Source organism: Phaeodactylibacter xiamenensis (assembly GCF_000759025.1).
GTDB classification, from domain to species: Bacteria; Bacteroidota; Bacteroidia; order Chitinophagales; family Saprospiraceae; genus Phaeodactylibacter; species Phaeodactylibacter xiamenensis.
The window spans coordinates 193,148-217,540 of the sequence record NZ_JPOS01000039.1; the positions used below are offsets into that span (position 1 = coordinate 193,148).

26 protein-coding genes are annotated in these 24,393 nt (G+C 52.1%); 11 read left to right on the forward strand and 15 right to left on the reverse strand.

The genetic code is table 11. The annotated features are described in order from the left end of the window. Positions 1–12: 12 nt before the first annotated feature. Complete coding sequence (locus IX84_RS17245; RefSeq protein ID WP_044223538.1) at positions 13–1,191, forward strand: class I SAM-dependent rRNA methyltransferase; 1,179 nt, start codon at positions 13–15, stop codon at positions 1,189–1,191. Here IX84_RS17245 and IX84_RS17250 read toward each other — a convergent pair. Beyond that, positions 1,179–2,078: a LysR family transcriptional regulator gene (locus tag IX84_RS17250; protein WP_044223541.1), complete on the reverse strand. Its 900-nt coding sequence runs from the start codon at positions 2,076–2,078 to the stop codon at positions 1,179–1,181. The genes IX84_RS17245 and IX84_RS17250 overlap by 13 nt on opposite strands. 139 nt (positions 2,079–2,217) lie before the next feature. On the opposite strand from IX84_RS17250, the gene IX84_RS17255 reads away from it, so the two are divergent. The 3 genes from IX84_RS17255 to IX84_RS17265 all read left to right on the forward strand — a co-directional run bounded on the left by IX84_RS17255 (position 2,218) and on the right by IX84_RS17265 (position 6,834). Further along, positions 2,218–3,684 carry a proton-conducting transporter transmembrane domain-containing protein gene (locus tag IX84_RS17255; protein ID WP_044223543.1) on the forward strand — a complete coding sequence of 489 codons (1,467 nt, stop codon included), beginning with the start codon at positions 2,218–2,220 and terminating at the stop codon, positions 3,682–3,684. Positions 3,685–3,711: 27 nt separating this feature from the next. Then, complete coding sequence (locus tag IX84_RS17260; protein WP_052516122.1) at positions 3,712–6,249, forward strand: DUF2309 domain-containing protein; 2,538 nt, start codon at positions 3,712–3,714, stop codon at positions 6,247–6,249. Positions 6,250–6,465: 216 nt separating this feature from the next. Then, positions 6,466–6,834 (forward strand): hypothetical protein, encoded by a 369-nt coding sequence (locus tag IX84_RS17265; protein ID WP_044223545.1) that lies wholly within the window; start codon positions 6,466–6,468, stop codon positions 6,832–6,834. Here the strand turns inward: IX84_RS17265 and IX84_RS17270 are convergent. The 3 genes from IX84_RS17270 to IX84_RS17280 all read right to left on the reverse strand — a co-directional run bounded on the left by IX84_RS17270 (position 6,831) and on the right by IX84_RS17280 (position 10,197). Next, complete coding sequence (locus IX84_RS17270; RefSeq protein WP_044223546.1) at positions 6,831–8,009, reverse strand: MFS transporter; 1,179 nt, start codon at positions 8,007–8,009, stop codon at positions 6,831–6,833. The two genes, IX84_RS17265 and IX84_RS17270, sit on opposite strands and share 4 nt — an antisense overlap. Positions 8,010–8,069: 60 nt before the next feature. Further along, positions 8,070–9,536: an SLC13 family permease gene (locus tag IX84_RS17275; RefSeq protein ID WP_044223548.1), complete on the reverse strand. Its 1,467-nt coding sequence runs from the start codon at positions 9,534–9,536 to the stop codon at positions 8,070–8,072. Between the two features lie 184 nt (positions 9,537–9,720). Further along, positions 9,721–10,197: a Dps family protein gene (locus IX84_RS17280; protein WP_044223550.1), complete on the reverse strand. Its 477-nt coding sequence runs from the start codon at positions 10,195–10,197 to the stop codon at positions 9,721–9,723. Positions 10,198–10,407: 210 nt separating this feature from the next. Between IX84_RS17280 and IX84_RS17285 the strand changes: the two genes are divergently transcribed. The 3 genes from IX84_RS17285 to IX84_RS17295 all read left to right on the forward strand — a co-directional run bounded on the left by IX84_RS17285 (position 10,408) and on the right by IX84_RS17295 (position 12,567). Continuing rightward, on the forward strand, positions 10,408–11,280 hold the full coding sequence (locus IX84_RS17285; protein WP_044223552.1) for a tetratricopeptide repeat protein: 873 nt from the start codon (positions 10,408–10,410) through the stop codon (positions 11,278–11,280). A gap of 52 nt (positions 11,281–11,332) precedes the next feature. Beyond that, positions 11,333–11,902: a Uma2 family endonuclease gene (locus tag IX84_RS17290; protein WP_044223554.1), complete on the forward strand. Its 570-nt coding sequence runs from the start codon at positions 11,333–11,335 to the stop codon at positions 11,900–11,902. An 89-nt stretch (positions 11,903–11,991) separates the two neighbouring features. Then, positions 11,992–12,567, forward strand: coding sequence for a Uma2 family endonuclease (locus IX84_RS17295; protein ID WP_044223556.1), 576 nt, complete (start codon positions 11,992–11,994; stop codon positions 12,565–12,567). 52 nt (positions 12,568–12,619) lie between these two features. Here the strand turns inward: IX84_RS17295 and IX84_RS31150 are convergent, their stop codons facing one another. From IX84_RS31150 to IX84_RS31155, 7 genes are all read right to left on the reverse strand, one after another. Further along, on the reverse strand, positions 12,620–13,897 hold the full coding sequence (locus IX84_RS31150) for an acetolactate decarboxylase (protein WP_052516124.1): 1,278 nt from the start codon (positions 13,895–13,897) through the stop codon (positions 12,620–12,622). Between the two features lie 18 nt (positions 13,898–13,915). Next, on the reverse strand, positions 13,916–14,890 hold the full coding sequence (locus tag IX84_RS17305; protein WP_044223558.1) for a permease: 975 nt from the start codon (positions 14,888–14,890) through the stop codon (positions 13,916–13,918). Positions 14,891–14,893: 3 nt separating this feature from the next. Beyond that, the gene (locus tag IX84_RS17310) at positions 14,894–15,130 is read right to left on the reverse strand and encodes a thioredoxin family protein (protein WP_044223560.1); all 237 of its coding nucleotides are present in this window, start codon (positions 15,128–15,130) and stop codon (positions 14,894–14,896) included. A gap of 57 nt (positions 15,131–15,187) precedes the next feature. Further along, the gene (locus IX84_RS17315) at positions 15,188–15,496 is read right to left on the reverse strand and encodes an ArsR/SmtB family transcription factor (protein WP_044223563.1); all 309 of its coding nucleotides are present in this window, start codon (positions 15,494–15,496) and stop codon (positions 15,188–15,190) included. A gap of 88 nt (positions 15,497–15,584) precedes the next feature. Next, positions 15,585–17,027: a monovalent cation:proton antiporter family protein gene (locus IX84_RS34345; RefSeq protein ID WP_202965264.1), complete on the reverse strand. Its 1,443-nt coding sequence runs from the start codon at positions 17,025–17,027 to the stop codon at positions 15,585–15,587. Beyond that, the gene (locus tag IX84_RS34350; RefSeq protein WP_202965265.1) at positions 17,027–17,569 is read right to left on the reverse strand and encodes a cation:proton antiporter domain-containing protein; all 543 of its coding nucleotides are present in this window, start codon (positions 17,567–17,569) and stop codon (positions 17,027–17,029) included. Before IX84_RS34350 ends, IX84_RS34345 begins: the two co-directional genes overlap by 1 nt. A gap of 123 nt (positions 17,570–17,692) precedes the next feature. Then, positions 17,693–18,163 (reverse strand): Uma2 family endonuclease, encoded by a 471-nt coding sequence (locus IX84_RS31155; RefSeq protein ID WP_052516126.1) that lies wholly within the window; start codon positions 18,161–18,163, stop codon positions 17,693–17,695. 146 nt (positions 18,164–18,309) lie between these two features. On the opposite strand from IX84_RS31155, the gene IX84_RS17330 reads away from it, so the two are divergent. Further along, a complete protein-coding gene (locus IX84_RS17330; RefSeq protein WP_044223565.1) occupies positions 18,310–18,879 on the forward strand; it encodes a Uma2 family endonuclease in 570 nt (189 codons plus the stop codon). A gap of 159 nt (positions 18,880–19,038) precedes the next feature. Here the strand turns inward: IX84_RS17330 and arsB are convergent, their stop codons facing one another. The 4 genes from arsB to IX84_RS17350 form a co-directional block, all read right to left on the reverse strand. Then, entirely contained in the window at positions 19,039–20,097 is a 1,059-nt protein-coding gene (gene arsB / locus IX84_RS17335) for an ACR3 family arsenite efflux transporter (protein WP_044223566.1), read from the reverse strand. After that, positions 20,094–20,723 carry a low molecular weight phosphatase family protein gene (locus tag IX84_RS17340; protein ID WP_044223568.1) on the reverse strand — a complete coding sequence of 210 codons (630 nt, stop codon included), beginning with the start codon at positions 20,721–20,723 and terminating at the stop codon, positions 20,094–20,096. Before IX84_RS17340 ends, arsB begins: the two co-directional genes overlap by 4 nt. 21 nt (positions 20,724–20,744) lie before the next feature. Beyond that, the gene (locus IX84_RS17345; RefSeq protein WP_044223570.1) at positions 20,745–21,200 is read right to left on the reverse strand and encodes a DUF6428 family protein; all 456 of its coding nucleotides are present in this window, start codon (positions 21,198–21,200) and stop codon (positions 20,745–20,747) included. A gap of 97 nt (positions 21,201–21,297) precedes the next feature. Continuing rightward, the gene (locus IX84_RS17350; protein ID WP_044223572.1) at positions 21,298–21,624 is read right to left on the reverse strand and encodes an ArsR/SmtB family transcription factor; all 327 of its coding nucleotides are present in this window, start codon (positions 21,622–21,624) and stop codon (positions 21,298–21,300) included. 281 nt (positions 21,625–21,905) lie between these two features. Here IX84_RS17350 and IX84_RS17355 point away from each other — a divergent pair, with 281 nt between their 5' ends. Genes IX84_RS17355 through IX84_RS17365 form a run of 3 tightly spaced genes read left to right on the forward strand, consistent with a single transcriptional unit; the run spans position 21,906 to position 24,352 of the window. Continuing rightward, entirely contained in the window at positions 21,906–22,502 is a 597-nt protein-coding gene (locus IX84_RS17355) for a hypothetical protein (RefSeq protein WP_152605111.1), read from the forward strand. A 10-nt stretch (positions 22,503–22,512) separates the two neighbouring features. Further along, positions 22,513–23,064 carry an RNA polymerase sigma factor gene (locus IX84_RS17360; RefSeq protein ID WP_044223575.1) on the forward strand — a complete coding sequence of 184 codons (552 nt, stop codon included), beginning with the start codon at positions 22,513–22,515 and terminating at the stop codon, positions 23,062–23,064. After that, complete coding sequence (locus IX84_RS17365) at positions 23,051–24,352, forward strand: hypothetical protein (protein ID WP_044223578.1); 1,302 nt, start codon at positions 23,051–23,053, stop codon at positions 24,350–24,352. Before IX84_RS17360 ends, IX84_RS17365 begins: the two co-directional genes overlap by 14 nt. Positions 24,353–24,393: the final 41 nt, after the last annotated feature.

Sequence of the window (24,393 nt, forward strand, 5' to 3'; positions counted from 1 at the left end):
TACCTTTGCGGCATGAAGCAAGTAGTAATTCGGAAAAAGAAAGCGGCAGCTCTGCGCCGCCGCCACCCCTGGGTTTTTAGCGGAGCCATCAAAAGCACACCGGAAGGCGTTCAGGATGGCGACCTTGTGCAGGTGGTTGGGGAAGACGGGGAAGTTTTTGGTGCCGGGCACTTCCAGCACGGCAGCATCATGGTACGCATGATCGTTTTTGGGGACACTGCGCCCGATCAGGCTTTCTGGAATCAACGCCTGCAAAAGGCGTATGATTACCGGTCCACGCTGGGGCTTACGCAGCGGGATGACCTCAATGCCTACCGGCTCATTCATGCGGAGGGCGATGGGCTGCCCGGGCTGATTATCGACTATTATGCAGGTACCGCAGTGGTGCAATGCCACTCTATTGGCATGCACCGGGCGATAGAGCAGATTGTTAATGCCCTGCGCCACGCGATGGGAACTCAGCTCAGCGCTATTTACGATAAGAGTGCCGAGACCCTGCCCCGTAACTACAGCGAGAATATAAAGAATGCTTACGTTTGGGGTGAAGGAGCTCCTAATGAGGTCTTAGAGTACGGCCATACTTTTCAGGTCGACTGGGAAACGGGGCAAAAAACCGGTTTCTTCCTGGATCAGCGGGAAAACCGGCAACTGCTGGCACAGTATGCACCAGGTAAGAAAGTACTCAACACCTTTTGCTATACCGGAGGCTTTTCCATCTACGCGTTGCAGGCTGGTGCCCGGCAGGTGGAATCCGTAGATGTTTCTCAAACTGCTATGGCGCTGACCGACCGCAATGTGAAACTGGGGAACTTCGAAGCGGGGCGTCACCAAAGCCACACTCAGGATGTCATGGCTTTCCTTAAAGAAGCGCCCGCAGACTACGATATTGTGATTGTAGACCCGCCGGCTTTCGCCAAAAATATCAAAAAGCGACACAATGCCGTGCAGGGGTACAAACGCCTGAATGCACTGGCCCTTCAAAAAGTAAAGCCGGGCGGATTACTCTTCACCTTTTCCTGTTCCCAGGTGGTAGACAGAGCCTTGTTCAGCAATACCATCGTAGCGGCTGCCCACGAAGCCGGCCTTAGTGCCCGGATTATGCATCAGCTTTCGCAGCCGGCCGACCACCCGGTGGGGATTTTCCATCCGGAAGGGGAGTACCTCAAAGGATTGGTGCTTTATGTGGACTGATTCAGCCCCAACCGGTGATCGAAACTGTCGATGATGCGGTCGCGCAGGTACTGTGCCACTTTCGCCTGAATGCCGGAGCGGAAGAGTGAAATCTGGGTAGCAGATAGTTTCGGCAGGCCTGTTTTTACCATCACACAATCTTCCGGTACCAGGCTTTGTGGCAATGCCGCCAGTCCCAGCCCTGCCCGTATAGCCAGTAATTTGCTGCTGTAGCTCTCGCTCACATAAGCCAGGTCAATTGAAAACTGCTCCGCGTTCAGTTGGTGCAGTACCTGTCGCCGGTAGACACAAGGCTCGGGGGAGACAATCACGGGGACGTGCTTAGCAAACTGCCAGGCATTGCACTCTTCCTCGCTTCTGCCCACCCATACGAGCGGGTCGTACCAGGTCTTCACGATGCGGTCGGGGTAAGCCACATTGAGCTGCTCATGCTTGAGGATAACCAGCTCGTACTCGTTCGCTTTGAAGTTCTTGTATAGATTTTCGGTCAGGTCGCACTCCACAGAGAGCTGAATGCGCGGGTACTGTTCCCGAAACCGTGCCAATATAGGAAGCAGATAGTGGATGGCCAGATCCTCCGGAATACCCAGGCGCACCCGCCCTTCAATTTCCTCACTGTAAAGCTCCTCTCTAAGCTGTTGTTCCACGCGCAGCATCTCCATCCCATGCCGGTAGACCACCTCGCCAGCTTCCGTCATTTGGAGCTGCCTGCCCTGTTTTCTGACCAGTTGCTGCCCCGCCAAATGTTCTAATTTTTTGATTTGCTGACTGATTGCAGACTGTGTGCGCCCCAGTTCATTGGCCGCCAGGCTATACCCCTGCTGATCGATAACGGTAATAAAAGTTCGAATCAGGGGTAGGTCCAGGTATAAAATTTTGTGATCCATGGCAGAACTTTACTTTACGGAAGTAAGGAATTATCCAAAGCAAAGTTATTAGTTTTTCTAATAGCTAAGATCAAGATTTTTAATTTTATTCATAGCTTGGCTCCTTATAACTTGCAGCCCGAAATCAATCCATATCAAAATGATTTTAATCGGACTGCTTACTTTATCATTACTTGGGCTCCTTAACCCTCTGCCTAAAGCGGAGCGCCTGAGCACCTTCCTTACCGGGGCAGGGTTTTTGCTTAGTCTGTTTGCACTGTTCGCACCAGCCTTGCTAACAGATGGGTTGGGGCTGGTCTTTTCTCCCACACATACCTTATTATCAGCAGTTGTCTGCTTCATAAGCCTTGCGATTCAGGCTTACGGGTTGCGGCATTTCGGTGGCCATCGTAGTCAGCGGGAAGTTTTCCGTTACCTGATGGCGCTCACCCTGTCGCTGGTCTTTTTCAGTGCAGCCGACCACCTGTTGGTTATGGCAGCCGGGCTGCTGGTGAGCAATGGGTTACTTGCCCGCCTCATCGGTTTTCAGCTGGAATGGAAAGCGGCTGCAGCCTCAGCCCGTGATGCCCTACTGCATCTGGGAGGCGGCGCATTGATCTTGCTGGCGGCAGCCGGTTTGGTCTGCTATACACAGGGGCACTGGTCGCTGGAGCGCCTTTCCCTTTCTGTAGAAGCTACGCCCTGGATTCCGGTCATCGGCGGGCTTGTTTTATTGTCTGCCCTTGCTCAGTCCGCTATCTGGCCTTTCCATCGCTGGCTCATCGCTTCTGCTAATGCCCCTACGCCAGTATCTGCTTTTATGCACGCCGGTTTGGTGAATGGAGGAGCGGTCGTCCTGTATAAATTGTACCCGGTATGGAGCACCCTGGCCTGGAGCGCCACACTTCTGGTGGTACTGGGCGGGCTGACCGCAATCGCCGGCACCCTCTGGATGCTGGTGCAAAGCGATGTGAAACGCACCCTCACCTGTTCCACGATGGGGCAGATGGGTTTTATGATCATGCAGTGTGGCATGGGGCTCTTCCCGGCCGCCATTGCGCACATGATCTGGCACGGATTTTTTAAAGCCTCTTTATTTCTCAGTGCGGGCTCAACGGTAAAAGCCGCCCGCAATAAAAGCCTCAGTTTGTATGGCCCCAAAGCCCTGCCCGTTTTCATCTTCGGACTGGTAATGGGTGGCTTGGGGGCCTTTATCTTTTGGATGTATACAGGGGCTACCGGAGGACTGGGCAGCACTTATGTACTCCTGCTGCTGTTCTGCGGCATCACCTGTGCCCATGCCGTTATGACGATTGCGGAGCCTTCGCCCACTGCTGGCCGATTGGTACTGGCGGCGGTCCTCGGGCTCTTGGGTTCAATGGTATACGGGCTGTCTGTCTGGGCGGTCGAATCGCAGCTGGCGCACTTTACTGCCCCTGCCCTCAATGGGCTGCACCTTGGCATTGGCCTTTTCTTCGTGCTTGGCTGGCTGCTCATGATCTTCCGGGACTACCTGCCTGATCCGGTCGGTGATGGCTGGATTACCCGGATTTATGTCTGGGCGCTGCGTTCCAGTCAGCCGCTGCGTAATACATTGAATGTGCGCCGAAGCACCTACCGGCTGTAATCCTAAACCCCGATAAATACTAAAGACATGACACTTACCGAGACTTTCACTCAGCAATATATCGATCAGGGCTTGCACACATTGCAACAGCACCTGGATCAACTCAGCGCCCTTATTGCCCCGACCTGGCCCCTCGCGCATGCGGTAGCCTGCAATCCACTTCAGGGGTTGGAGCGCCTGCCTTTTGGGAAAGCGGTACGCCGCGGGCAGGAGCTGTTTGATGCCAATACTTTACCCGCGTTTTGGCAAATCCGCAATGCGGTAAAAGATGGGGAAGTACAGGAAAATGAAATGGTTCACGCGGTTAGCAGAGCATTAGAAACCCTGCCGGCTACCTTGCCTTTTGGCAAAAGCGCTGTCAACCTGGAAGCGATGCTTACCGCTATGGTACAGGAACTGGATGAGCGCACTATGCAGCAACCTGTTGATGCGCTATTGTCGGAAACCCTCACCGAAATGGGGCAGCAGCGCCCCTGGCAGCCCACGCTGGAGCCGGTCAACAAGGAAATGATCACCTGGCTGGGCGCTTTCCTCGACGAAGGGCAGGCAGCCTGGCCGATGCCTTTCCGTGAGCGGGGCTTTTACCGGTCAGTGAAGATGCTGTTGCTGCATCAGGGCGAGCAAACGAACTTCATCAAGCGGTTGCCGGAAGCCACCGGGCCTGCACTGCTGATGTTGCTGCGCCATTTGGGCATTGAAGCAGCGGAGCAACGCGACTTCCTGCGCGACCACCTGATGGCGCTGCCGGGCTGGGCTTCTTACATCCGCTGGCGGAGTGAACAAACAGATTATACGCCTCAGCAGCGGCATCCTGTTGATTTGGAAGAGTACCTGGCGGTCCGCCTGTTGGTTGCAGCTGTACAAGTGCCGGATGGGTCAATGGATGCCCCCGCACCTGCCAAAGAATGGGCGATGCTCCACCACTGGGCAGCAGCACAAATAAATCCCGCTCTGGGTACAACAGCAGCAGAATGGGCGCCTCTGCTCAAAGCGCTGCGGGAAGCCTACTACCTGATGCGCCTGTCCCTATTGGAGTCCTGGGAACAGTCCTTCCGCAGCCGAATGACGGCCGACCTGCAGTCGCAACTTAAAGCCCCGGCGGTCGAGGATCGCCCGGAGGCGCAGCTGGCTTTCTGTATTGATGTGCGGTCCGAGCCCTTCCGCCGGCAATTGGAAAGCTGCGGTGCCTATGAAACATTTGGTTTTGCAGGCTTCTTTGGCTTGCCGATTGCTTACCAGACAGTACTGGGCAAGCGGGTGAAATCGCTCCCTGTACTGTTGCAGCCTGCGCATGAGCTGAAAGAAGTGGCAGGTACTTGTTGTGCTCACGATCTGGAAAAGCACCAAAGCGGGCTTAAGCTCCTTAAGGAACTCAAGCAGGCTTATAAATCACTGAAATACAATATTGCCACACCCTTTGCGGCGGTGGAAGCCCTGGGCTTGCCTGCCGGGCTGATCACGATTGGGCGTAGCCTGATCCCCGGCCCCTTATCCCGGTTGCGCCGTATGGGCCGCCGCTGGTTCCGCCCGGAAGTGGACCTGCTGCCCGATGTAGCGCAGGTTGGCAATTGGGGTATACCAATGGAGCAGCAGGTGACCTACGCCGGCAACGCCCTGCGCATGATGGGGCTGACCCGGAACTTTGCGCCTCTCGTTGTCCTTTGCGGGCACGGTAGCCAAACGGAGAACAATCCCTATGCCGCCGCACTCGATTGTGGTGCCTGCGGGGGCAGCCACGGTGGGCCCAATGCAGCCGCTATGGCGAGCATTCTCAATCAGGAAGCAGTACGGGAAGCGCTGGCAGAAGAGGGGATTGCAATACCAGAAGACACCCTCTTTGTAGGGGCTCAGCACAATACGACGACTGATGCCGTTCAACTCATCAATCTGCCGGAACTGGATACAGAAAAGCAGGCGCAGGTTGCCACTTTACAAGCGGGCCTGGCTAAAGCTCAGCAGCGCAACCTGGAAGTCCGCTCAACCCAGTTTGGCTTAACCAATAGCAAAGGTATGCTGCGCCGCAGTGCCGACTGGTCGGAAGTACGCCCGGAGTGGGGCCTTGCTGGTAATGCGGGCTTCGTCGTGGCACCCCGTCACATGACCGCCAACCTCGACCTCAAGGGGCGTTGCTTTCTGCACTCCTATGACTGGTCGCAGGATTCGGATAGCAAGAGCCTGGAGGTCATCCTCACTGCTCCCCTCGTCGTGGCGCAATGGATCAACAGTCAGTACTTCTTCTCCACAGTGGATAACACGGCCTTCGGTAGCGGCAGCAAAGTCACGCACAACGTCGTCGGTAAAATCGGTATCATGCAGGGCAATGGCTCTGATTTGATGCACGGCCTGCCCTGGCAGTCGGTGATGAAAAACGATGAGGAGTTGTACCATAAGCCGCTGCGCCTTACCGCCTTTGTAGTTGCCCCCAAAGCTGCCGTACAGCAACTGGTGGAGAAGCACGAGGTACTGCAGAAGCTGTTCTACAATGAATGGGTATTCCTGAAGGTACTTGATCCGGAGACGGGCGTAACCTGGGGCTTGGAAGCGGATGGTAGTTGGGTAAGCTAAGATTGGTTTAGTCGGTTTCGAAGGCTTTATGTAAAGCTTACCATTGAACCCCTGACTGGCAGTAGTAGCTGGTCAGGGGTTTTTTCATCCTTTGTGCTCGGTTTTGCCTGTCAAATACGATGTGGCAGGGAAGCGAAAAAAAAATTCATATCTTTCAAAAAGTATTGAAAGTTATGAATAAGGTGGTTATCTTTGATGTAACCAAAACCACCAAACATGAAAAGGACCCTAATGACCGTCGATGCGTTAATGCAGTTTCTGCTAATGGTTAGTTGTTTGATTTATCCATTTACCCTCTTTGCCGCCTTTTTTCTGGGTATCTGGCAATTAAGCAGTAGCCTGCTGAAAGGCCTGATTATGCAGAGCTGGATTCATATTCAATATTTTCTTGCCGCTGCCATGTATTGTGTGCTCCTCATTGCTGCCGCAAAATTCGGGGACCAGCTTTGGTTGTCGGAGTGGTCAGGCGAAATGTATCTTTGGATAGTCCTTGCCGTACCTCCTCTGATCGGCGCAGTATGGTACTTTCTGCGGAGCATACAGGATCTGGTAAGTCTTAATGAGGCGCCATCGGAATGGGTTTAAGCCAACCGGAATAACCTGCGCGTAGCTGTAAGCCCCAGTGCCGGGCCTAAGAAAAGTATCCAAAGGCTGCTAGATATGCCCCAGTATTGGCTCAGAAAAGTCAGGCCCTGAATGCTGAAAATGGTCACTGCAAAACCAATGCTGTTGACAATGGTCAGGGCGGAACCGCGGGATTCGGGCGGTGCATTTCGGGCTACAAGCGTTGAGAACTGTGGGGAATCGCCAACTACCGCGAAGCCCCAAAGGAAAAGCAGGGCCGTGAAAGCCCATCCCGGCAGCTGAAAGAGCAGGGGAGAGGCCAGGCAGAGGAGCCCGGAGATCAGCAGCATGGCGTAAGCTACCTTGGCGCTGCCAGTGCGCAGTGACCAATACCCACCCAGGATACAGCCAAGTGCGCCCATACCAATGACCCCAAAGGCAACAAGAGCCGTTGAAGCAGGGAGAAGCTCCGGAAACCTGGCAAGCAAGATAACCGGGACAAACGCCCAAAATGCATACAGTTCCCACATGTGCCCGAAGTAGCCCAGGGCTGCCGCCCGGAAATCCGGGATGCGAAAGATGGCAAAGATGGCAGCCGGCTTAAAAGCGGTACCAGATCGCAGGTAGGGGCCGTCAGGGATCAGCCACCAAATTAACAGCCCACCCATTACCGCCAGGAAAGAAGTGCCCTGCATGACGCGCTGCCAGGGCACTTCCGCAGCGGTAAAGCGCAGCAAATGCGGAAAAGCGGTACCCAACACCAACGCGCCAACCAGATATCCCAATGCTTTGCCCAGGTCGGCTGCGTACCAGTCAGCGGCTATTTTCATGCCTACCGGATAAATCCCAGCCAGGAATAAGCCCGTAAGAAAACGTAGCGCCAGAATACTGGCATAACCTTCTGTCACCACCCCAATGCCCAGGTTGAACAAAGCGCCCAGCATCGCGGAGAACAGGAAGACCCGTGAGGGAGAAAAACGGTCTGCCAGCATTAGGATGGCGTAAAGCAGTGTGCCAGCGATAAAGCCAAGTTGCACCGCAGAGGTCAGCCCGCCGAGCGCGCCACCGGGCAGCCCGTATGCCATCTGCAGATCCGGGAGGACTGCGTTGCCTGCAAACCACAGGGAAGTGCCGGTGAACTGGGCGAAGATGATAACGGGCAGGGTGTATTGGGGCGGGGTCAGCTGATTTGTCATTGGGCAAAGCATTACCAGGATTCGTTATGAAGTTTGGTTTCAAAAAACCTTTGGGAGCAATTATTTGAGCTCGTCTGGAAATACAAACGGATCGAAGCCCCACGCGTAGGGCAAAAGCAGGTAAACCATCAGGCTGAGCAGAAGGATAGAGATTAAATTCAGCCATATGCCTGTTTTGACCATATCCGGTATTTTGAGGTATCCCGAGCCAAAAACGATCGCATTGGGTGGGGTGGCAACCGGCAGCATAAACGCGCAGGAAGCCGCCAGGGTCGCGCCCACCATCAGTACGTAGGGGTGCACGCCGATGGCCATGGCCAGAGGAGCCAGTATGGGAAGGAGCATGGCAGTGGTGGCCAGATTGGAGGTGATTTCGGTCAGGAAGTTGACGGCAGCCACCAGGATAAGCAGCAGTAGAAAAAGCGGTAGCCCTTCAAGCAAAGACAATTGCCCCCCGATCCATCCTGCAAGCCCTGTGGTTTTGAACCCTTCCGCCAGAGCGAGCCCACCCCCGAATAGCAGCAATACGCCCCAGGGCAGCCTGACGGCTTCGGCCCATTCCACCAAAGGGCGCTTGTGAGCCTTACCAGCCGGTAAAATAAAGAGGGTGGTAGCCGCCATGATCGCAATTATTGTATCGTCCAGAGCAGGTAAGAATTGATTCAGAAGGAAAGAGCGGGTAATCCAGGCTACTGCGGTAAGCATGAAAACCCCCAGGACCAGTTTTTCCTCATACGAGACAGGGCCGAGCTGATTCATCTGCCGTTGTATTTCCTGTTTGCCGCCCGGGAAAGACTTTTGTTCAAAAGAGGCGGCAAAATGAGTGAGGTAGTACCAACAAATGATCAGCATGATGATGGAAATAGGCAGCCCGATAAGTATCCATTGGGAAAAGGTGATCTCTATGCCATAAATCTCCTGTACAATCCCTGCCAGGACCAGGTTGGGCGGTGTGCCAATCAGGGTAGCTACGCCTCCAATGGAAGCGCTGTAGGCAATGGCCAGCATAAGTATCTTGCCAAAGATTCGGTTTTCATCCGCCCGGGTATTGGGGTTATCTTTAAGCTGTGTGACAACAGCGAGCCCGATAGGCAGCATCATGACGGCTGTAGCGGTATTGGAAATCCACATGGATAGGAAAGCAGTAGCAACCATAAAGCCCAGGATGATACTTCTGACATTCGTGCCGATATAGCGGATAATATGAAGGGCTATGCGCCGGTGCAGGTTCCACCGCTCGATAGCAATCGCCAGGATAAACCCGCCGGCGTACAGGAAGATGTACCGGTGCCCAAAGGAAGCGGTAGTGGCTTTTAGGTCCAGTGCGCCGGTGAGTGGAAAAAGTACGATGGGCAGCAGAGCGGTAGCGGCAATAGGGATTACCTCCAGTATCCACCAGGTGGCAATCCACAGGGTAGAGGCAAGAACCGCATTGGCTTCGCGGCTCAACCCTTCCGGATGGGCAAAAATCAGGGTGGTGACAAAAAGTAAAGGGCCTAGCAGGAGCCCAAGTTGCTGTTTTTTCATAGGGTTTTATACTTTACCGGAGTAGCAACTGCAGGTAGCCCCGGGCAGATTTCGCTAAGGTAACCCGAAAAGGGGAGTTGCCAGCATTGCTTTCCAGGGTAAATACCGGTGTATAAAACAGCAGCACCGTAATCTTCGCCAAGGAAGATTACGGTGCCATCCATATCAGAGTCTGTCGATTCTGTTATCCCAGATAAGCCGAATACATCCAAACCAGTTTTTCCTGTTCGCGGATGTAGTCGCTCATGAGGGCATTGGTGCCTTCGTCTCCGGATTCACCGGCCAGCTCCAGCAGCTCCCGCTCCAGTGGCAGGAGGACTTCGTAGCCTTTGAGGATTTCTTTCACGGCTTCCACACCGTCCGAGATGTTTTTGGCCTGACGGATAGCCGAAATTTGGGTGTAGTCTTCATAGGTATGCAAAGGGGTGAATCCCAGGGTAAGGATACGCTCTGCGATTTCATCAATCTTAATCAGGGAGTCATTGTATAGCTCTTCAAATTTCAGGTGGAGCTCAAAAAACTTATTGCCTTTGATGTTCCAGTGAAAGCCACGGGCGTTCATGTAAAAAAGCTGGTAGTTAGCCAGCAGGGTGTTGAGTTTGTTGGATAGTACTTGCGATTGTTCCTGATCGAGGCCGATGCGGCTTAAGGTATTGGTCATGTTGACTTTTTTGTGATGAATTAACGGTTATCAGCGGTCGAGCACGTCATAGCTTAGCCGCTGTTGATGTCTACAAATTGCAATTTTTGAGCATGGAAGTCAGTGCGTTATATCACTGACCGGGGAGTTTTGAACGCCTTTTTGGAGGCACTTCGGGCATTGTGTACATTTATACCTAAATTGTTGGGCTATCAACGAAAACCAAGTACCATGAGCCAACAAGACCTGCCGGAAGAACTCAAAAACATGCTGCTCAACGATGAGCTAAAGGAAGTGATTGACCGGCTTCGGGCGCACCTGCCGGAACTCAGGGGGCAGGTCACCGAAGAAGAGCTGCTGCAATACGCCGCCCGTCTGAATGCCGTGGAGCGGGAGTGGAAGCTGGGTATCATCACAGCAGAGCGCTACGGGATTGAGAAGAATCAACTTCGGCAGATTCTCATTCAAACCATTACTCAGCTCAGGAAAGCAGGGGATGCCCCGGTACCAGAACCTGCTCAGTCTCCGGATGGGCCGGTACAGTTGCTGGAAAAAGGCAGCCAACAGCATCAGGATGGGGAATACCAACAGGCGGTAGTTACGCTTCAGCAGGCGATAGCCCACCCGGGGATTCAAAAAGGGGATTTGGCGCAAGCCTATGCTGTACTCGGCAATACTTACAATCAGCTCGGCTACTATCATGAAGCCATTGATGCCCATCAGCAGGCACTGGAAATCCGGCCGGATACGGCCTCTTACTGGACCAATCTTGGCATCTGTTACCGGCTGACCGGGCAGTATGATAAAGCTGCTTCCTGCTACGAGAAAGCCATAAGCCTCGACCCGGGCTATGCAGAAACCTACACCAGTCTTGGGGCGCTCCATCTGACCCACACGATGCAGTTTGAGCAAGCCGTTCACTATCTCGAAAAGGCTATAGCGCTTGACCCTGGCCAGGCCATCGCCTACGCCAATATGGCGATCGCTAAAGCTTCCCTGGGGTTCTTCGATGAAGCGGATGCGCTACTGCGGCAAGCTGTAATGAAGGGCTACCGCAATGCGAAGAATGCCCGGCAGATGATTGATAATTTGCGGGCGTTGTAGGGTGCCTTGCATTCCAGTCCTGATTTCTGTATTTTGCAACAAAGACCAAACTATGACTTCCCGGACCACAGAAATAACCGATACCCACCGCTTCTCCGCAGAAGCCTACCATCGTATGGGGGAGGCCGGCGTTTTCGGGGAGCAGCGTGTCGAACTGCTCTATGGCAAAATTGTGGATATGAGCCCGATAAAAAGTAATCATGCAGGTACGGTGAATGAATTGATCCGTCACTTATCCTTGCATCTTCAGCACGAAGCGTATGTGTTTACTGCACAAAACCCAATTCATCTGGACGATTATTCTGAGCCTGAACCAGATATTAGTATTCTACAATACCGGTCAGACCTTTACAAGCGTTCTCATCCAACAGCTGAGGAGACAGTTGTTCTTATCGAAGTTGCTGACAGCAGCCTGGAAAAAGACCGGGACATCAAGCTGCCCCTTTACGCCAGCCATGGCATTCCAGAGGTTTGGATCGTCAACCTGCAGGATAAGCAGATAGAGCGTTACTGCAGCCCTGGCCCAAAGGGCTATACCGATATCCATATCTTCCTGCCGGGTGATGAAATAGCTACGGATTTTATGAAAGCGGTGGAGGTTTCGGCCGTGTTGGATGTTTAGGCTTTTTGGCAAGATTAGCAGGCTCTGTTCCACTTGCTCCTTTTCCCGAAAATCCGTACTTTAATTTAAGCTACAATAAAAAATAACCAATGGCAGAGGCAACCACCGTACTATCCCCATCCGCCTACCTGGAGTGGGAAGCAGAACAGGAAGAACGCCATGAATACGAAAATGGAAAACTGATTGCTATGGGCGGAAGTAGTAAAGAACACAATAAAATCACCTCTAACCTGCATGGGCTTATTTGGATGTATCTCAGGGGTGCAACAGGTACAATGAGTATCTATCAAGCGGATATGCGGGTGCAATCGCCACTTTCTGATAAATATTATTACCCGGATCTCGTGCTCACGGAAGGAGAAGAGCATTATCTGGAAAATGCCCCTGACACCCTGCTCAATCCCCTCCTGTTAATCGAAGTGCTATCCGATTCCACAGCAGCCCGTGACCGCGGTCCTAAATTCGAAGCTTACCGAGCTATCAACAGCCTGCGGGAGTATGTACTGGTCGCACAGGACCAATGCCAGATAGAGGGTTTCTACCGGAACGATGCGGGCGAGTGGATCATCCGGGAGCCGGTGGCTGGGCAGGATAATGCCTTTTCCTTCATCACACTGGATTTGGAGCTGAAGCTGGGAGAGGTGTATCAGGGGGTGGAGGTGTAGGTTTGATTTCAAGTCTCCTCTGTAGTCAGAACCTTATCTCTTTTCTTCGACTTTATTTATTCAGCACATCCGTTTTGATAAAATCATTGTGCAGTACTGGTTGCCAATCGAAGTCTGGTAGTGGAGTGACTTCGAAGAGTTGCTCCGGGGGCGTGAGCAGGATAAAGTCTGTAAACCTATCTTCCAGTCGTTTAAGCGCTAACAAATCACCATCTGATAACTTCCGTTGCTCGGCGAGCGCCGACAGGCGGATGATTTCAGCGGGCTTCACGCCAGGTTTCAGATGAATGCCCAGCGTTTGGCCATTGTCTGTACGCTGAACGATGAACAGGTAAGGTATGTCCCGGGTGGTATAGAAGGTGTTGAAGGGATAGCGTGCTCCAGTCATGTACGTGGCAGCATCCACAAGACAGGGCGCCGGCTTACTGACTGTCCGGAGGCTGGTGCGGTCAATGACGGAATCGGGGAAGAGTTCGCAGAGGGCTGTTTTTAATCCGACGAAACCAACTGCTAATCCATCGCAGCGGTGCCCATGGAAACGGGTGAGATCTTCGAGGCTTACCAATTGATGATGCCGCAATTTTCCTTTGGAAAAGTCGGTATCGACCACGCTCAACGGTGCCCGGTTACCTGTGGCCGGCAGGTACACGGTGTAGCGGCCGTGGTGCTGTAGCCCATCGAGGTGTCCGGTGGTACTGCGGTCGGCTGCCAGGAAGTGCGGATGGATAAACTGGTCTTTGTGGGTGAATACCCCTTGATGATTACGGGAAAAGAAGCCTACAATATCGCCTGCTGCCTGCTCCAAAGTAAAGCGCCGTTTGGCACGGTCATGAGCAGCGTGGCTGTGTTGCTTTTCTGTCTTGTCCCGCATGATAATGTGGTAATCCACCTGGTCCCATTGACCGGATAAGCGGAAGGGGAACGCTTCCTCTGCCCCATAACCATGGGCTTGCCCCAAACTGTCGATCAGCGCTTCCAGTGCTTTTGGCCCGTCAATGTGGCGGTCCATCTCGTAGGCAGCCCAACGTGGGACGTAGGCGTACACCAGGAATGGCGCCCGTATACCGGGACTGACCTGAGTTATGATGCCAGAGGGGGTAGCAGTTGCGGTAAACGCTTGCCCATCGAATACGGTGATTTCGCCCTGCAGGTCTTCTACTGGCCCCAGTGCGAAAAGGTGGGGATGCTCTAAAAGCGTATCGAGTCGAACATGGGGCGAAAGATCGGTGCCCATCATCACATTACGGGCGGCCCCAGCGGTAAAGACCTGCTGAGCCTGTGCCGAAAAGGTGATTACAGTTGCAAAAAAGAATACGAGAAACCAACGCATAGGTTAAATTAGAGTTGTCTAAAGAATAAGGTTGAATAATAGCCCTGATAAGATGATAAAGGTGGTCACCACCCCGAAAAAGATCAGGATCAGTTTCATGGTCATCACTTTTTTGAGCAGGGTGGCTTCCGGCAGGGAAAGCCCGATTGTGCCCATCATGAAGGCTATCGCCGTGCCTAAGGGTATCCCTTTGGCCACGAAGACCTGAATAACGGGTACAATACCGGCAGCATTTGCGTACATAGGCACAGCAAGAATGACAGCCAATGGTACCGTCCACCATTGCCCTCCGCCCAGGTATTGCTCAAAGAAGCCTTCCGGGACATAACCATGCATAGCTGCACCGATCCCAATACCAACAATAACATAAAGCAAAACGCCCCGCACGATGCTCAGGGCCTCCTGTGTGATGCCAGGCAGTCGCTGCCGGAAAGTCTGCCCGTCTTCTTCGAAATCTCCCGTCATCACCGGCTGCTCTGCCATTTTTTGCACCCAGTCACTGAGGTAGCGTTCTACGCCCAGCCTTCCGAGTACCCATCCACCGACCGCTCCCAGCAAAATACCGGAGCCGGCGTAAATCAGTGTGGTTTCGAGCCCAAACATGCCCAGGAATAACGCCAGGGCAACTTCATTGACCAAGGGAGAGGTGATGAGAAAGGCAAAGGTGACGCCAATCGGTATGCCACCCCTTACAAACCCGATGAACAGAGGGACAGACGAACAGGAGCAAAACGGTGTCACCGCTCCAAAAATGGAGGCTAACAGGTACTCTAGTCCGAACAGCCGGTTGCGCTGCAAAAAGCTGCGCAGCCGCTCTACCGGGAAGTAGGCATTCACAATGCCCATGATGAAAGTGATGAAGAAGAGCAGCAGCAGGATTTTGACGGTATCGTACACGAAAAATTGCAGGGCCGCACCCAGATGGGTATCCGGTGCTAGCCCCAGCAGGCCAAAAATCAGCTGATCTGCCAGCCATTCTATCCAGGTGAACATAGGTTAAGCTTTTAGCAATGCTTCTAATTCGGCAGCATTGGGCACACGGCCTTTGATCTGCACTACCTCGTCGATTACTACCGCAGGTGTGCTTAGGATGTTGTACTGCATGATATCCTGAATGTCTTCCACTTTTTGAATGTCAGCATCAGCGCCCAGATCAGCTACTGCTTTGCGGACGACAGCTTCAGTTTGTTTGCACTTGGGACAGCCGGTACCCAAAATTTTGATGGTTTTCATGTTTTTTATTGTTTATAGTTTATCGTCGATTGGCGATAAATGGAGGTAAAAAAAGTTTTATTCTTCAAAGAAATGGGTGAAAAGCAGTTTGGCTTTCCGCCAATTCTCCTTGTTGATGCAGTACTTCACCCGTGGCGGATTGATCTCGCCCTGTATCAGTCCTGCATTTTTAAGCTCCCGCAGATGCTGGGAAATGGTGGACTGTGCCGCGGGAATAACTTCAACCAGGTCACCGGTAAAGCAGCAGGCCTGAGAATCCAGTAATTGCAGGATTTGCAGCCGGGTAGGGTGCCCTAATGCCTTGGCAAACCGGGCCAGCTCCTGGTTGGCATTTTCAGAAATGGGCTGCTCTGCTAGTACTTTCATGCTCTTTAATTCGTTTCATCGTAAAACTACGATAAACGATAGACTTTTGCAAGGACTGAAGCGGAAAAACACTGAATGTATTAATTTTTTACTCGATCACCTTTCTAAACTGATCGATACTCTCCTGTTTACCAGTTACATACAGAATATCCCGTTGCAACAGGATTTCATCCGGCCCGCTATTGGTAATGAGCTTGTCTTTTCGGGATAACCCAAGGATGTTAATACCATATTGGTTCCTTACGTCAAGTTCACTTAACGTTTTACCTACGATCCGCCGGTTGTCTGTCCGTACCTTCAGGCAGGTAATATCAAATTCCGGGTATTTGCCGGGGCGGAAGGTCCGGGGGATACTTTTCTTATTCTGAAAAAGACCGTAGTTATTCGAGCGGGTAATCTCGGCAAAGTGCCCGATATCGTCCTCCGGGATGAGGAAGTAATGAAGGGTACGGGAGAAGATTTCGATTGAAGTCTCAAATTCTTCGGGTATAACATCATCTGCGCCCAGGGCGATGAGCTCGGGGATTTCCTTGACGAAGCGTGTCCTGACGATAAGGTGTACAGACTGGCTGACCATCCGGATATTTTGGACGACCACTTTTGTTCCCGCGGGATCTGAAATCGCGATAACGACAACTCGGGCTTTAGGGATATTCACCGCCTCCATGATATGGTCCTGCCGGGCGTCTCCATAGAGTATGGGTACGCCTTTTTTCTGTTCTGCTTTGACGGTTTCCGCGTTCATTTCCACAGCTACGTAGGGAATATCGCTGAATTCGGCTGCCCTCGCCAGGTTGCTTCCATTTATGCCGTAGCCGATGATAACCAGGTGGTTGTGGAGTTGGTCTGTGGCTACGGAATGATCCTGCTCCTTTGAAGCCACCATCTTTCTGTCCCATGCCTCAATCGGGCGGAACTTCATCACGCCAAAGGCGATGCGCTCAGAGAAAATGATGACGAATGGCGTTAGCAGCATGGAGACGATGGAGACGGCCAGGAAGTACTGATTGGTTTCGGGGTCCAGCAAGTCATATTGAATACCCACTTTTGAAAGGATAAAGGCAAATTCGCCAACCTGGAATAGCGCTAAGCCCGTAAGCAGAAAAGTCCGGGGTGGATATTTCAGCACTGCTATCGCCAAAGCAGCGATGATAGACTTGATGAAAAATACGGCAACTACAATCAGCATTACGATACCGATATTGGCCAAGAAGAACTGCAGATCGAGCAACATGCCAACGGAGATGAAAAAGAAACTCGTAAACAGCTCCCGGAAAGGCAGGATGACGCTTGTGGCTTGATGACTGTACTCGGACTCCGAGATGACCAGGCCGGCCAGAAAAGCCCCCAGCGCCAGTGAAAGGCCGGCTTCTGCGGTCAGGAAAGCCACCGCAAAACAGATGGTGATTGTGGTAATCAGGAATAGTTCCTGACTGTCCGTTTTCGCAATACCGTGCATCAGCCGGGGGACCAGGTAGCGGGCGCTCAAAATCGTAATCAGGATGACCACGGCGGTCTTGAGCAGAAGCATCAGGATACTTCCAGTGACATCGCCCCCTGACCGGCAATAATTGGAGTGAACAGCATCATTGGCACCACGATGATATCCTGGAAGATGAGGATAGCAAGGGCATTCCGACCCTGTGGAGCCGACATTTCGTTGCGGTCCTGCAGCACTTTTAGAACAATAGCAGTGCTGGAAAGCGAGAACAGAAAACCGACGAAAAGCGATTCTTCCCAGCTATTGCCTAAAAAGTAGTACCCGGAGCCTGCCACCAGTACCGTGAGTCCAACCTGTAAGGAACCTCCAATGAAAACGGTATTTTTAATGGATGCCAGATGCTTGATGGACAATTCCATACCGATGACAAAGAGCAGCAGGATGACCCCAATCTCCGAAATAAGCTCAATCTGCTCGGATTCGCTCACCAGCCCCAACCCATGCGGCCCGATCAGGATGCCGGTCACCAAAAAGCCCAGGATGGAAGGCAGCCGAATGCGCTGCAGTGCGTACACGACAATTGCCGAGAAGCCCATGAAGATGAGCAAGTCTTGCAATAAGGGAAAATGCATGGCCGTTGGATTTTTGGGTGAGGGTTAGGTCGGTATTCAGGCAATTAAGTGTACGAAGCGGGATTTGGTTTGCGGGGAGCGCGGGCTTCTTCTAAAAAATATTAACGCTTAGCGTAATGGTTTTTATTCAAATACTTCAACCAGCGGCAGTTCAATATCCAGTACCTCGTCTTTGAGCGTTTCTTCGGGGCGGTATATCTCGTAGGTATCCTTACCGGAAAAAACATAAACATTGCCCAGTTCCAAAAATACGACCCATACCGAGCGCACGCCATGATCAAAGTATTGGCCTGCCTTAATGGTCAGTTTTCCTAAAGGCTGGGTAGGCGAGCTGATTTCAATTGCACAGAGTGGTGGCTCCAGCGTCTTGGTCTGATCATTGCGCAGGTCGAGTGGTTTTTTAGGATAAATGCAGAGGTCGGGGACAGAGAGCCAGTCGTCGAGTTGCAGGCTCAGTTCGGAGAGTATATGATATTTACCTTTGTAATTAACGCCCAGCTCCCGGGCAAGGCTCGCTTGTAACAGTCCGTGGTTAAATGAGGGCAAAGGCTTTTGGCGTTCGACTTGGTACTCACTTAGGCTTACCTCCGGCATGAAAGATGTGTTTTTCGTAAAAATACGGAAATGGGGGAATAATGTCAACGCTTTAGTATCAAGTGCCGTGGTGTTGTTATGCCCATTCCCCTGGCCGCCCTTGCATCCCGATGCAAATTTCTGTATTTTGCTCTAAACTAGCATCCATGACCATTCAAGTTGCCAAAATAACCGACACCCACTGCTTCTCTGTAGCAGACTATCACCGCATGGCGGAGGCCGGGGTTTTCGAGGAGCAGCGCGTAGAGTTGCTCTATGGAAAAATTGTAGATATGAGCCCTATTAAAAGCAATCATGCTGGTTCGGTCAACCAATTGATCCGGTATTTTTCTATGCATCTTCCGAAGGATGACTTTCTGTTTACTGCGCAAAACCCTATTCATCTAGATGACTACTCGGAGCCTGAACCAGACTTAAGTGTATTAAAATACCGTGCGGATCTGTATGCTCGCTCTCATCCTAGGCCCGATGAAGTAGTCTTGCTCGTAGAAGTAGCGGACACCAGCCTCGAAAAAGACCGGGATATCAAGCTCCCTCTTTACGCCAGCCACGCTATCCCGGAGGTTTGGATTGTCAACCTTAAGGATACGCAGATCGAGCGCTACCGCAGCCCTGGCCCCAAGGGGTATACCGATATCCATATTTTCCTGCCGGGCGATGAGATCGCTACCGATTTTATGGAGGCGGTGGAGGTTTCGGCGGTGTTGAGTGTGTAAGGCTGTTTTCCTGGTGTAAAGGCCTTTCCGACTTAGGGCTTTCCTAATAGAATGGTTTTGCAAAAAAAGTGGTAATAGCAAAAGACACAACAATACTACCCTCAACCGATTAATTAAAAATGGGAAGCAGAGCAGGAGGAACGCCGTAACCCTTGCGGCTTAAGCGCTGTAATACTTGCTTCTCAGCCAAAACGCCACATTCACCAGCACAATTAAAGCCGGCACTTCGACCAGCGGCCCGATCACCCCGGCAAAAGCCTGACCGGAATTCAGCCCGAAGACCGCGATCGCTACAGCAATCGCCAGCTCAAAGTTATTCCCCGCTGCCGTAAAGGCGACCGCAGCGTTGCGGGGGTAGTCCGCGCCCAGCCATTTCCCCACAAAAAAGCTGATGAGGAAAATCAGGGCGAAGTAAATCAGCAATGGAATTGCAATGCGGACTACGTCCATCGGTATTTCCACGATCAGTTCGCCCTTGAGGCTGAACATGACTACAATCGTAAACAGCAGGGCGATGAGGGTTATGGGGGAAATCACGGGCACAAATTGGTGTTGGTACCATTCTTCTCCTTTGGCCCGTACCAGCAGCACCCGGCTCAGCAGCCCCGCCAGGAAGGGGATGCCCAGGTAGATGGCTGCGCTTTCCGCTACAGTGGCGATGGAGATATTCACAATCGCCCCTTCAAAGCCCAATACCGGAGGCAAAACCGTAATGAACAGCCAGGCGTAGAAGCTGTAAAAGAAGACCTGGAAAATGCTGTTCAATGCAACCAGCCCGGCCCCATATTCCCGGCTGCCTTCCGCCAGGTCATTCCACACAATCACCATCGCAATGCAGCGCGCCAGCCCGATGAGGATGAGCCCGGTCATATACTCCGGATAGTCGCGTAGAAAAACAATAGCCAGCACAAACATGAGGATTGGTCCCACAATCCAGTTGAGGAACAAGGACAAACCCAGGATCTTCACATTACGGAAGACCTGCGGCAGCATGCGGTAGTTGACCTTTGCCAAGGGCGGGTACATCATCAAAATGAGGCCGATGGCGATTGGGATATTGGTGCTGCCCCGGGAAAAGGAATTGACCAAATCGGCTGTACCAGGCAAAAAGTAGCCTAACCCGACACCCACTGCCATGGCCAGGAAAATCCAAAGCGTCAGGTAGCGGTCAAGGAAGGAAAGGCTTTTACGGGGCTTGGTGGTGCTTTTTGAAGTCATGCGGATTTCATTTTTTGAGCTGCCAATTGCATAGCGTACAGGGTTTCCCGTCCAATCTGCCGGACGCGCTCGTCGTATCGGGCCGTTTCCTCCGGTGTGCCATCGGCAACCTTAGGGTCATCGTAGGTTAGCGGCAGACGGAAAGCTGCTCCCGGGATAAACGGGCAATTCTCGTCGGCATCGGAGCAGGTCATAATGGCCGCAAATCCGGATTGAGGATTGACCGGCGCATCAAAAGTCTTGGAGTAGCAGATCAGTGGGGCCTGCGTTTCCGCGAAAGCAACCTGATAATGCGGATTCTCCCCGCCGGGGCTGTCAATTTTGAAGCCAGTCCGTTGCAGCGCCGCCACCGCCCTTGGGTTGAAAGCTGTGGCCTCTGTGCCGCCTGAGTAAGTCTCTACGCCCGGGATACCCAAGTACGCTGCTCCGGCGGCCGCCCAAATCTGAGCGATATGGCTGCGGCGGGAATTGTGGGTGCAAATGAAATTTAGTTTCACCGGCGCCTTTTTTGACTGGACCAGATAATCAGCAAGTTGTTGTAGCAGCGCTTTCCGTTCGTCCGGTATTTGTTGAGCTTCCTGCAACAGCGATTCGGCGTAAGCATTCAGTTTTGGTAATAAACCCATGGTCGTCTTCAATTTTGAATTTTAGCAGCAGCCACTGCCCGGTGCACAATCCGATGTATTTACGGCCAATGGTAAAGCCTCCATGCTTATCCCGCACTTTTCCTTTGCCAGGCAGTCGGTCTGCTTTGGCATCAGCACAAATTTTCTCTGTTTGAAATCCAGCCCATACCGGCCGATGGTGTCGGTTTGGTATTCAATTTCCACCTCCGGGTTTTGAGCCTGGAGCAGGGGAGTGGCCATATCGATAATGCCGATCAGCTTATCCGGGCTTAACCGATGGTCGTAGTCCTCGGCCACCCAAATTTGCAGGCTGGCGTGCGCTTCTGTGCGGGTAGTGCCACCGCAGTCAACAAAGTGCTTGGTGGTCAGCCCCATCTCTGTGATGTGAAAATGCAGCGGTACGACCTGCCCGTTAGGCTGCTGGAAAATCAGTTGGTCAACGGATTGAAGGTGTGTTTTAAGTTCAGAAACGGTCATAGTGAAAAGGGATTAGTGATTTAAAGATAACTTTATTGCAATATTGCAATATTAATTTTCAGGGTTATTTAATCATCCTGCAAAACGGGTACTTGTTTCAACAGCACTGCTCACCCGGCTCCATACCCAGCAGCCCGCCCAGCATCTGACGGATTTCGCGCCAGCGGTGGGCATTGATGCAGTAGTTCATACTTGAGCCTTCGATGGTGCCCTTTATGATGCCGACTTTTTTCAGCTCCGACAAGTGGCGGGAGATGGTAGGCTGGGAGAGGGGCAGTACGTCCATCAGGTCATTGCCAATGCAGGCGTTGATTTCCAGCAGGTGCTGCACGATGGCAACACGCGCCGGGTGGCCCAGCACTTTGGCAACGGTGGCCAGCTCGATTTGCGCTTGTGTGTAGCCCTCAGTTTTGGTAAGCCCCATAGTGTTTCAATTTTTTAATATTGCAATATTGCTATGTAAAAATCATTTTTCAAAATATATGCCCAACTTTCTTGTACAGGCAGTGGTGAAATACTGATTTTCCCGCAACAAAAGAGCTGGAATTCCATTTTGCCCTTTAAAGTTCACGGAATTGGTTAATGCCGTAATTGTTTAATAGTCAGTGCCTTTATAGCTCCGGCTTAAAAAGAATTCAAAAAAAGTAGAGTACGGTTGCAACGTTTCCATCACCACATCACAATAGATAAGCAAAAACAATGATCATGCAACGAATTACAATCTGTTTTTGCTTAGTCGCATTTTTTACGCTGACCAACTGCGAGCGGGAAAATTTCAATGAAACCATTGATATCCCCGAGGAGGTTACGCCCGCCGAGGTGGAATTCCAACAAGGCTTTGCCCTGAAAGCGCAGGAAGAAGATGTTTTTGTTTCCGAGGGGGGCGCCCGGCGATTTATAGGGGCAAATAACTTCACGTCTTATGCTTTAACTTCTGGCACGATAATATGTAATGGGGGGGCTTCCTATACAGCAAGCACCGGAGGCAATGGTGCCAATTTCTTTATTTTAGATTTTCACGTTTTCGAGGGTGAGGAATACGTCACTCAGGTGGGTATTACTGTGGAGGTCGATGGGCAACCTATGGTGTTATTCAGTCTGGTCTCTCCTGGTACTGGTTGTGAGTACCAAAATGCAGAGTTATCGATTACGGAAATTACCGAGACGGAAATCACTGGGACCTTTACTGGTGACTTTTTCAGAATAGACGGGCCTTTAGGCAATGATTTGCCATGTAGTGGGTATGTTTATGTCGGTGAGTATACGGCTTCCTTCAGCATGCCCTACGAAGACTGCGAATAAGGAGCGCCCCATGAATACCGACAGCCTCATCAAAAAATGCCTGAAAGGCAATGCCCGGGCGCAGCAGCTGCTTTACGAGCAATACCTGCCGTACATACTGACAATTGTCCGGCGATTTGGTGTGGAGCAGGCTGAACAGAGCGACTTGATTCAGGATATCTTCGTTGCGGTATTCCAGGGGCTGGAACGATTTGACCCCAATAAAGGGGATTTACACCATTGGATTCGGGGATTAGCGATTCATAAAACTATTGCTTTCCAACGCAAACAACAGCGGCTTCGGGCAGAGGAGTTCATGATTTCCGAACAAGCTGCCCGCACGACGACCATTGACCTATCGCACTACGATGCGGAGTATCTGCTTGAACTAATTGCCAAATTGCCGGCAGGCGCCCGCACGGTGTTCAACCTTTATGTGGTGGACGGGTACAGCCACGAGGAGATCGGTAAGATGCTGGACATTAGCCCGGTAGGGTCGCGGTCGCAATTATCACGCGCCAAAAAACTATTAAGAGAAGCATTGGAAGCACAAAAAATAAAGGGTCATTATGGAAACATTTGATCAACGAGGCGGGCTCAACGATAAGCTGGGCCGGCATAAATCAACAGATATTCCAGCCAACCTTAGCTGGGAACAAATGGGGCCAAACATCAGGGCAGGTCTGGAGCAGAAAAAACGCCGGCGACTGCTTTTCTGGTGGTGGCTGCCGGTTGGTACATTAGTGATGCTGGTTATCGGCTACTTTAGCCTGTTTGGTGGTACAACTGAGCTGGGCTATTTCCCGGTGCCCGGCTATTTAGCGGGCGAAAATTCAGCTATAGCTGAAACTGCGACGAAGGTGCCGGAGGAAATGCCGGTAGCCAAAGATATGGGTACTCTCTCCCCAATGAATAACCCGAAAGTTAAAGCCGATACAAATATACCGGTTGCTTCACCGGGAAGCACTGAGATAAAGGCCACAGAGCCATCCAAGTCACAGGCAGCCTCAACAACAAGCGGCCCTTCGAACGAAATCAAAGATAGTGGGGTGGCCTCAACTGAAAAAATACGGAATAACTTGTCCGAACCAGAGCTGTTAAGTCAAATTGAAGTGTTACCCCCGCAAGCGGTAATCAGCCTCGATTCAACTACCCCATATCCGGAAGTGCAGAAAATGCAGGCTGTTCGCGACCCCTGGATTGTGGAAGCCGGGATGGGGGTTGCCTTCAATCTGAACCCGGATATTTACAGTGCGAAATTGCCCAATACCACCATCGACCCACTAAGCGGGCTTGCTGCAAGCCTCCGGATAGGGTACGCACTTCCGCAAAGGCCTTATACGCTTTGGGCCGGCATCGATCTGGAAGAACTGGTGCAGCGGGAGCGTTTGCAGGAAGCTTTCCCAGTCCAGCTATACCAACCCAATACCGTGGATACCATTTTCCGGAATACCATCACCGGAGAAGAATTTACTTCCACCACTGACTCCATACCCGGCATCCGGCGGGTCAATATACAGCAGCACAGTACCTTCCGCTCCTGGTTGATACCTGTACTGATTGGCAGAACCTGGTCTGCCGGAGGCTGGCGGCTGGAAGGCAGGGCAGGTATAGACCTCGGCCTATCCTCCTGGCAGTCGGGCGGCTACCTAACCGATGGTTATGAACTGGTAAATACCAACACCCAATACCAGGCAGGATGGGCGGTACGCCTGGAGGGGCAAGTGCTTTTGCCGCCTGTACGGTTTGGTCGCTTGTTTGTCCGGGGCGGCTACCGCCGTTCGCTGAGTCAGCAGGAAGGGCTGGTGCAGAGCCGTCTTTTCCGCCCGGAAGCTATGGGTTTGACGATGGGATGGCGGGTGGAGTGGTAGTTAAGCGGTTGGCAAGAAAGTTTCCATCTTACTACCGTAGC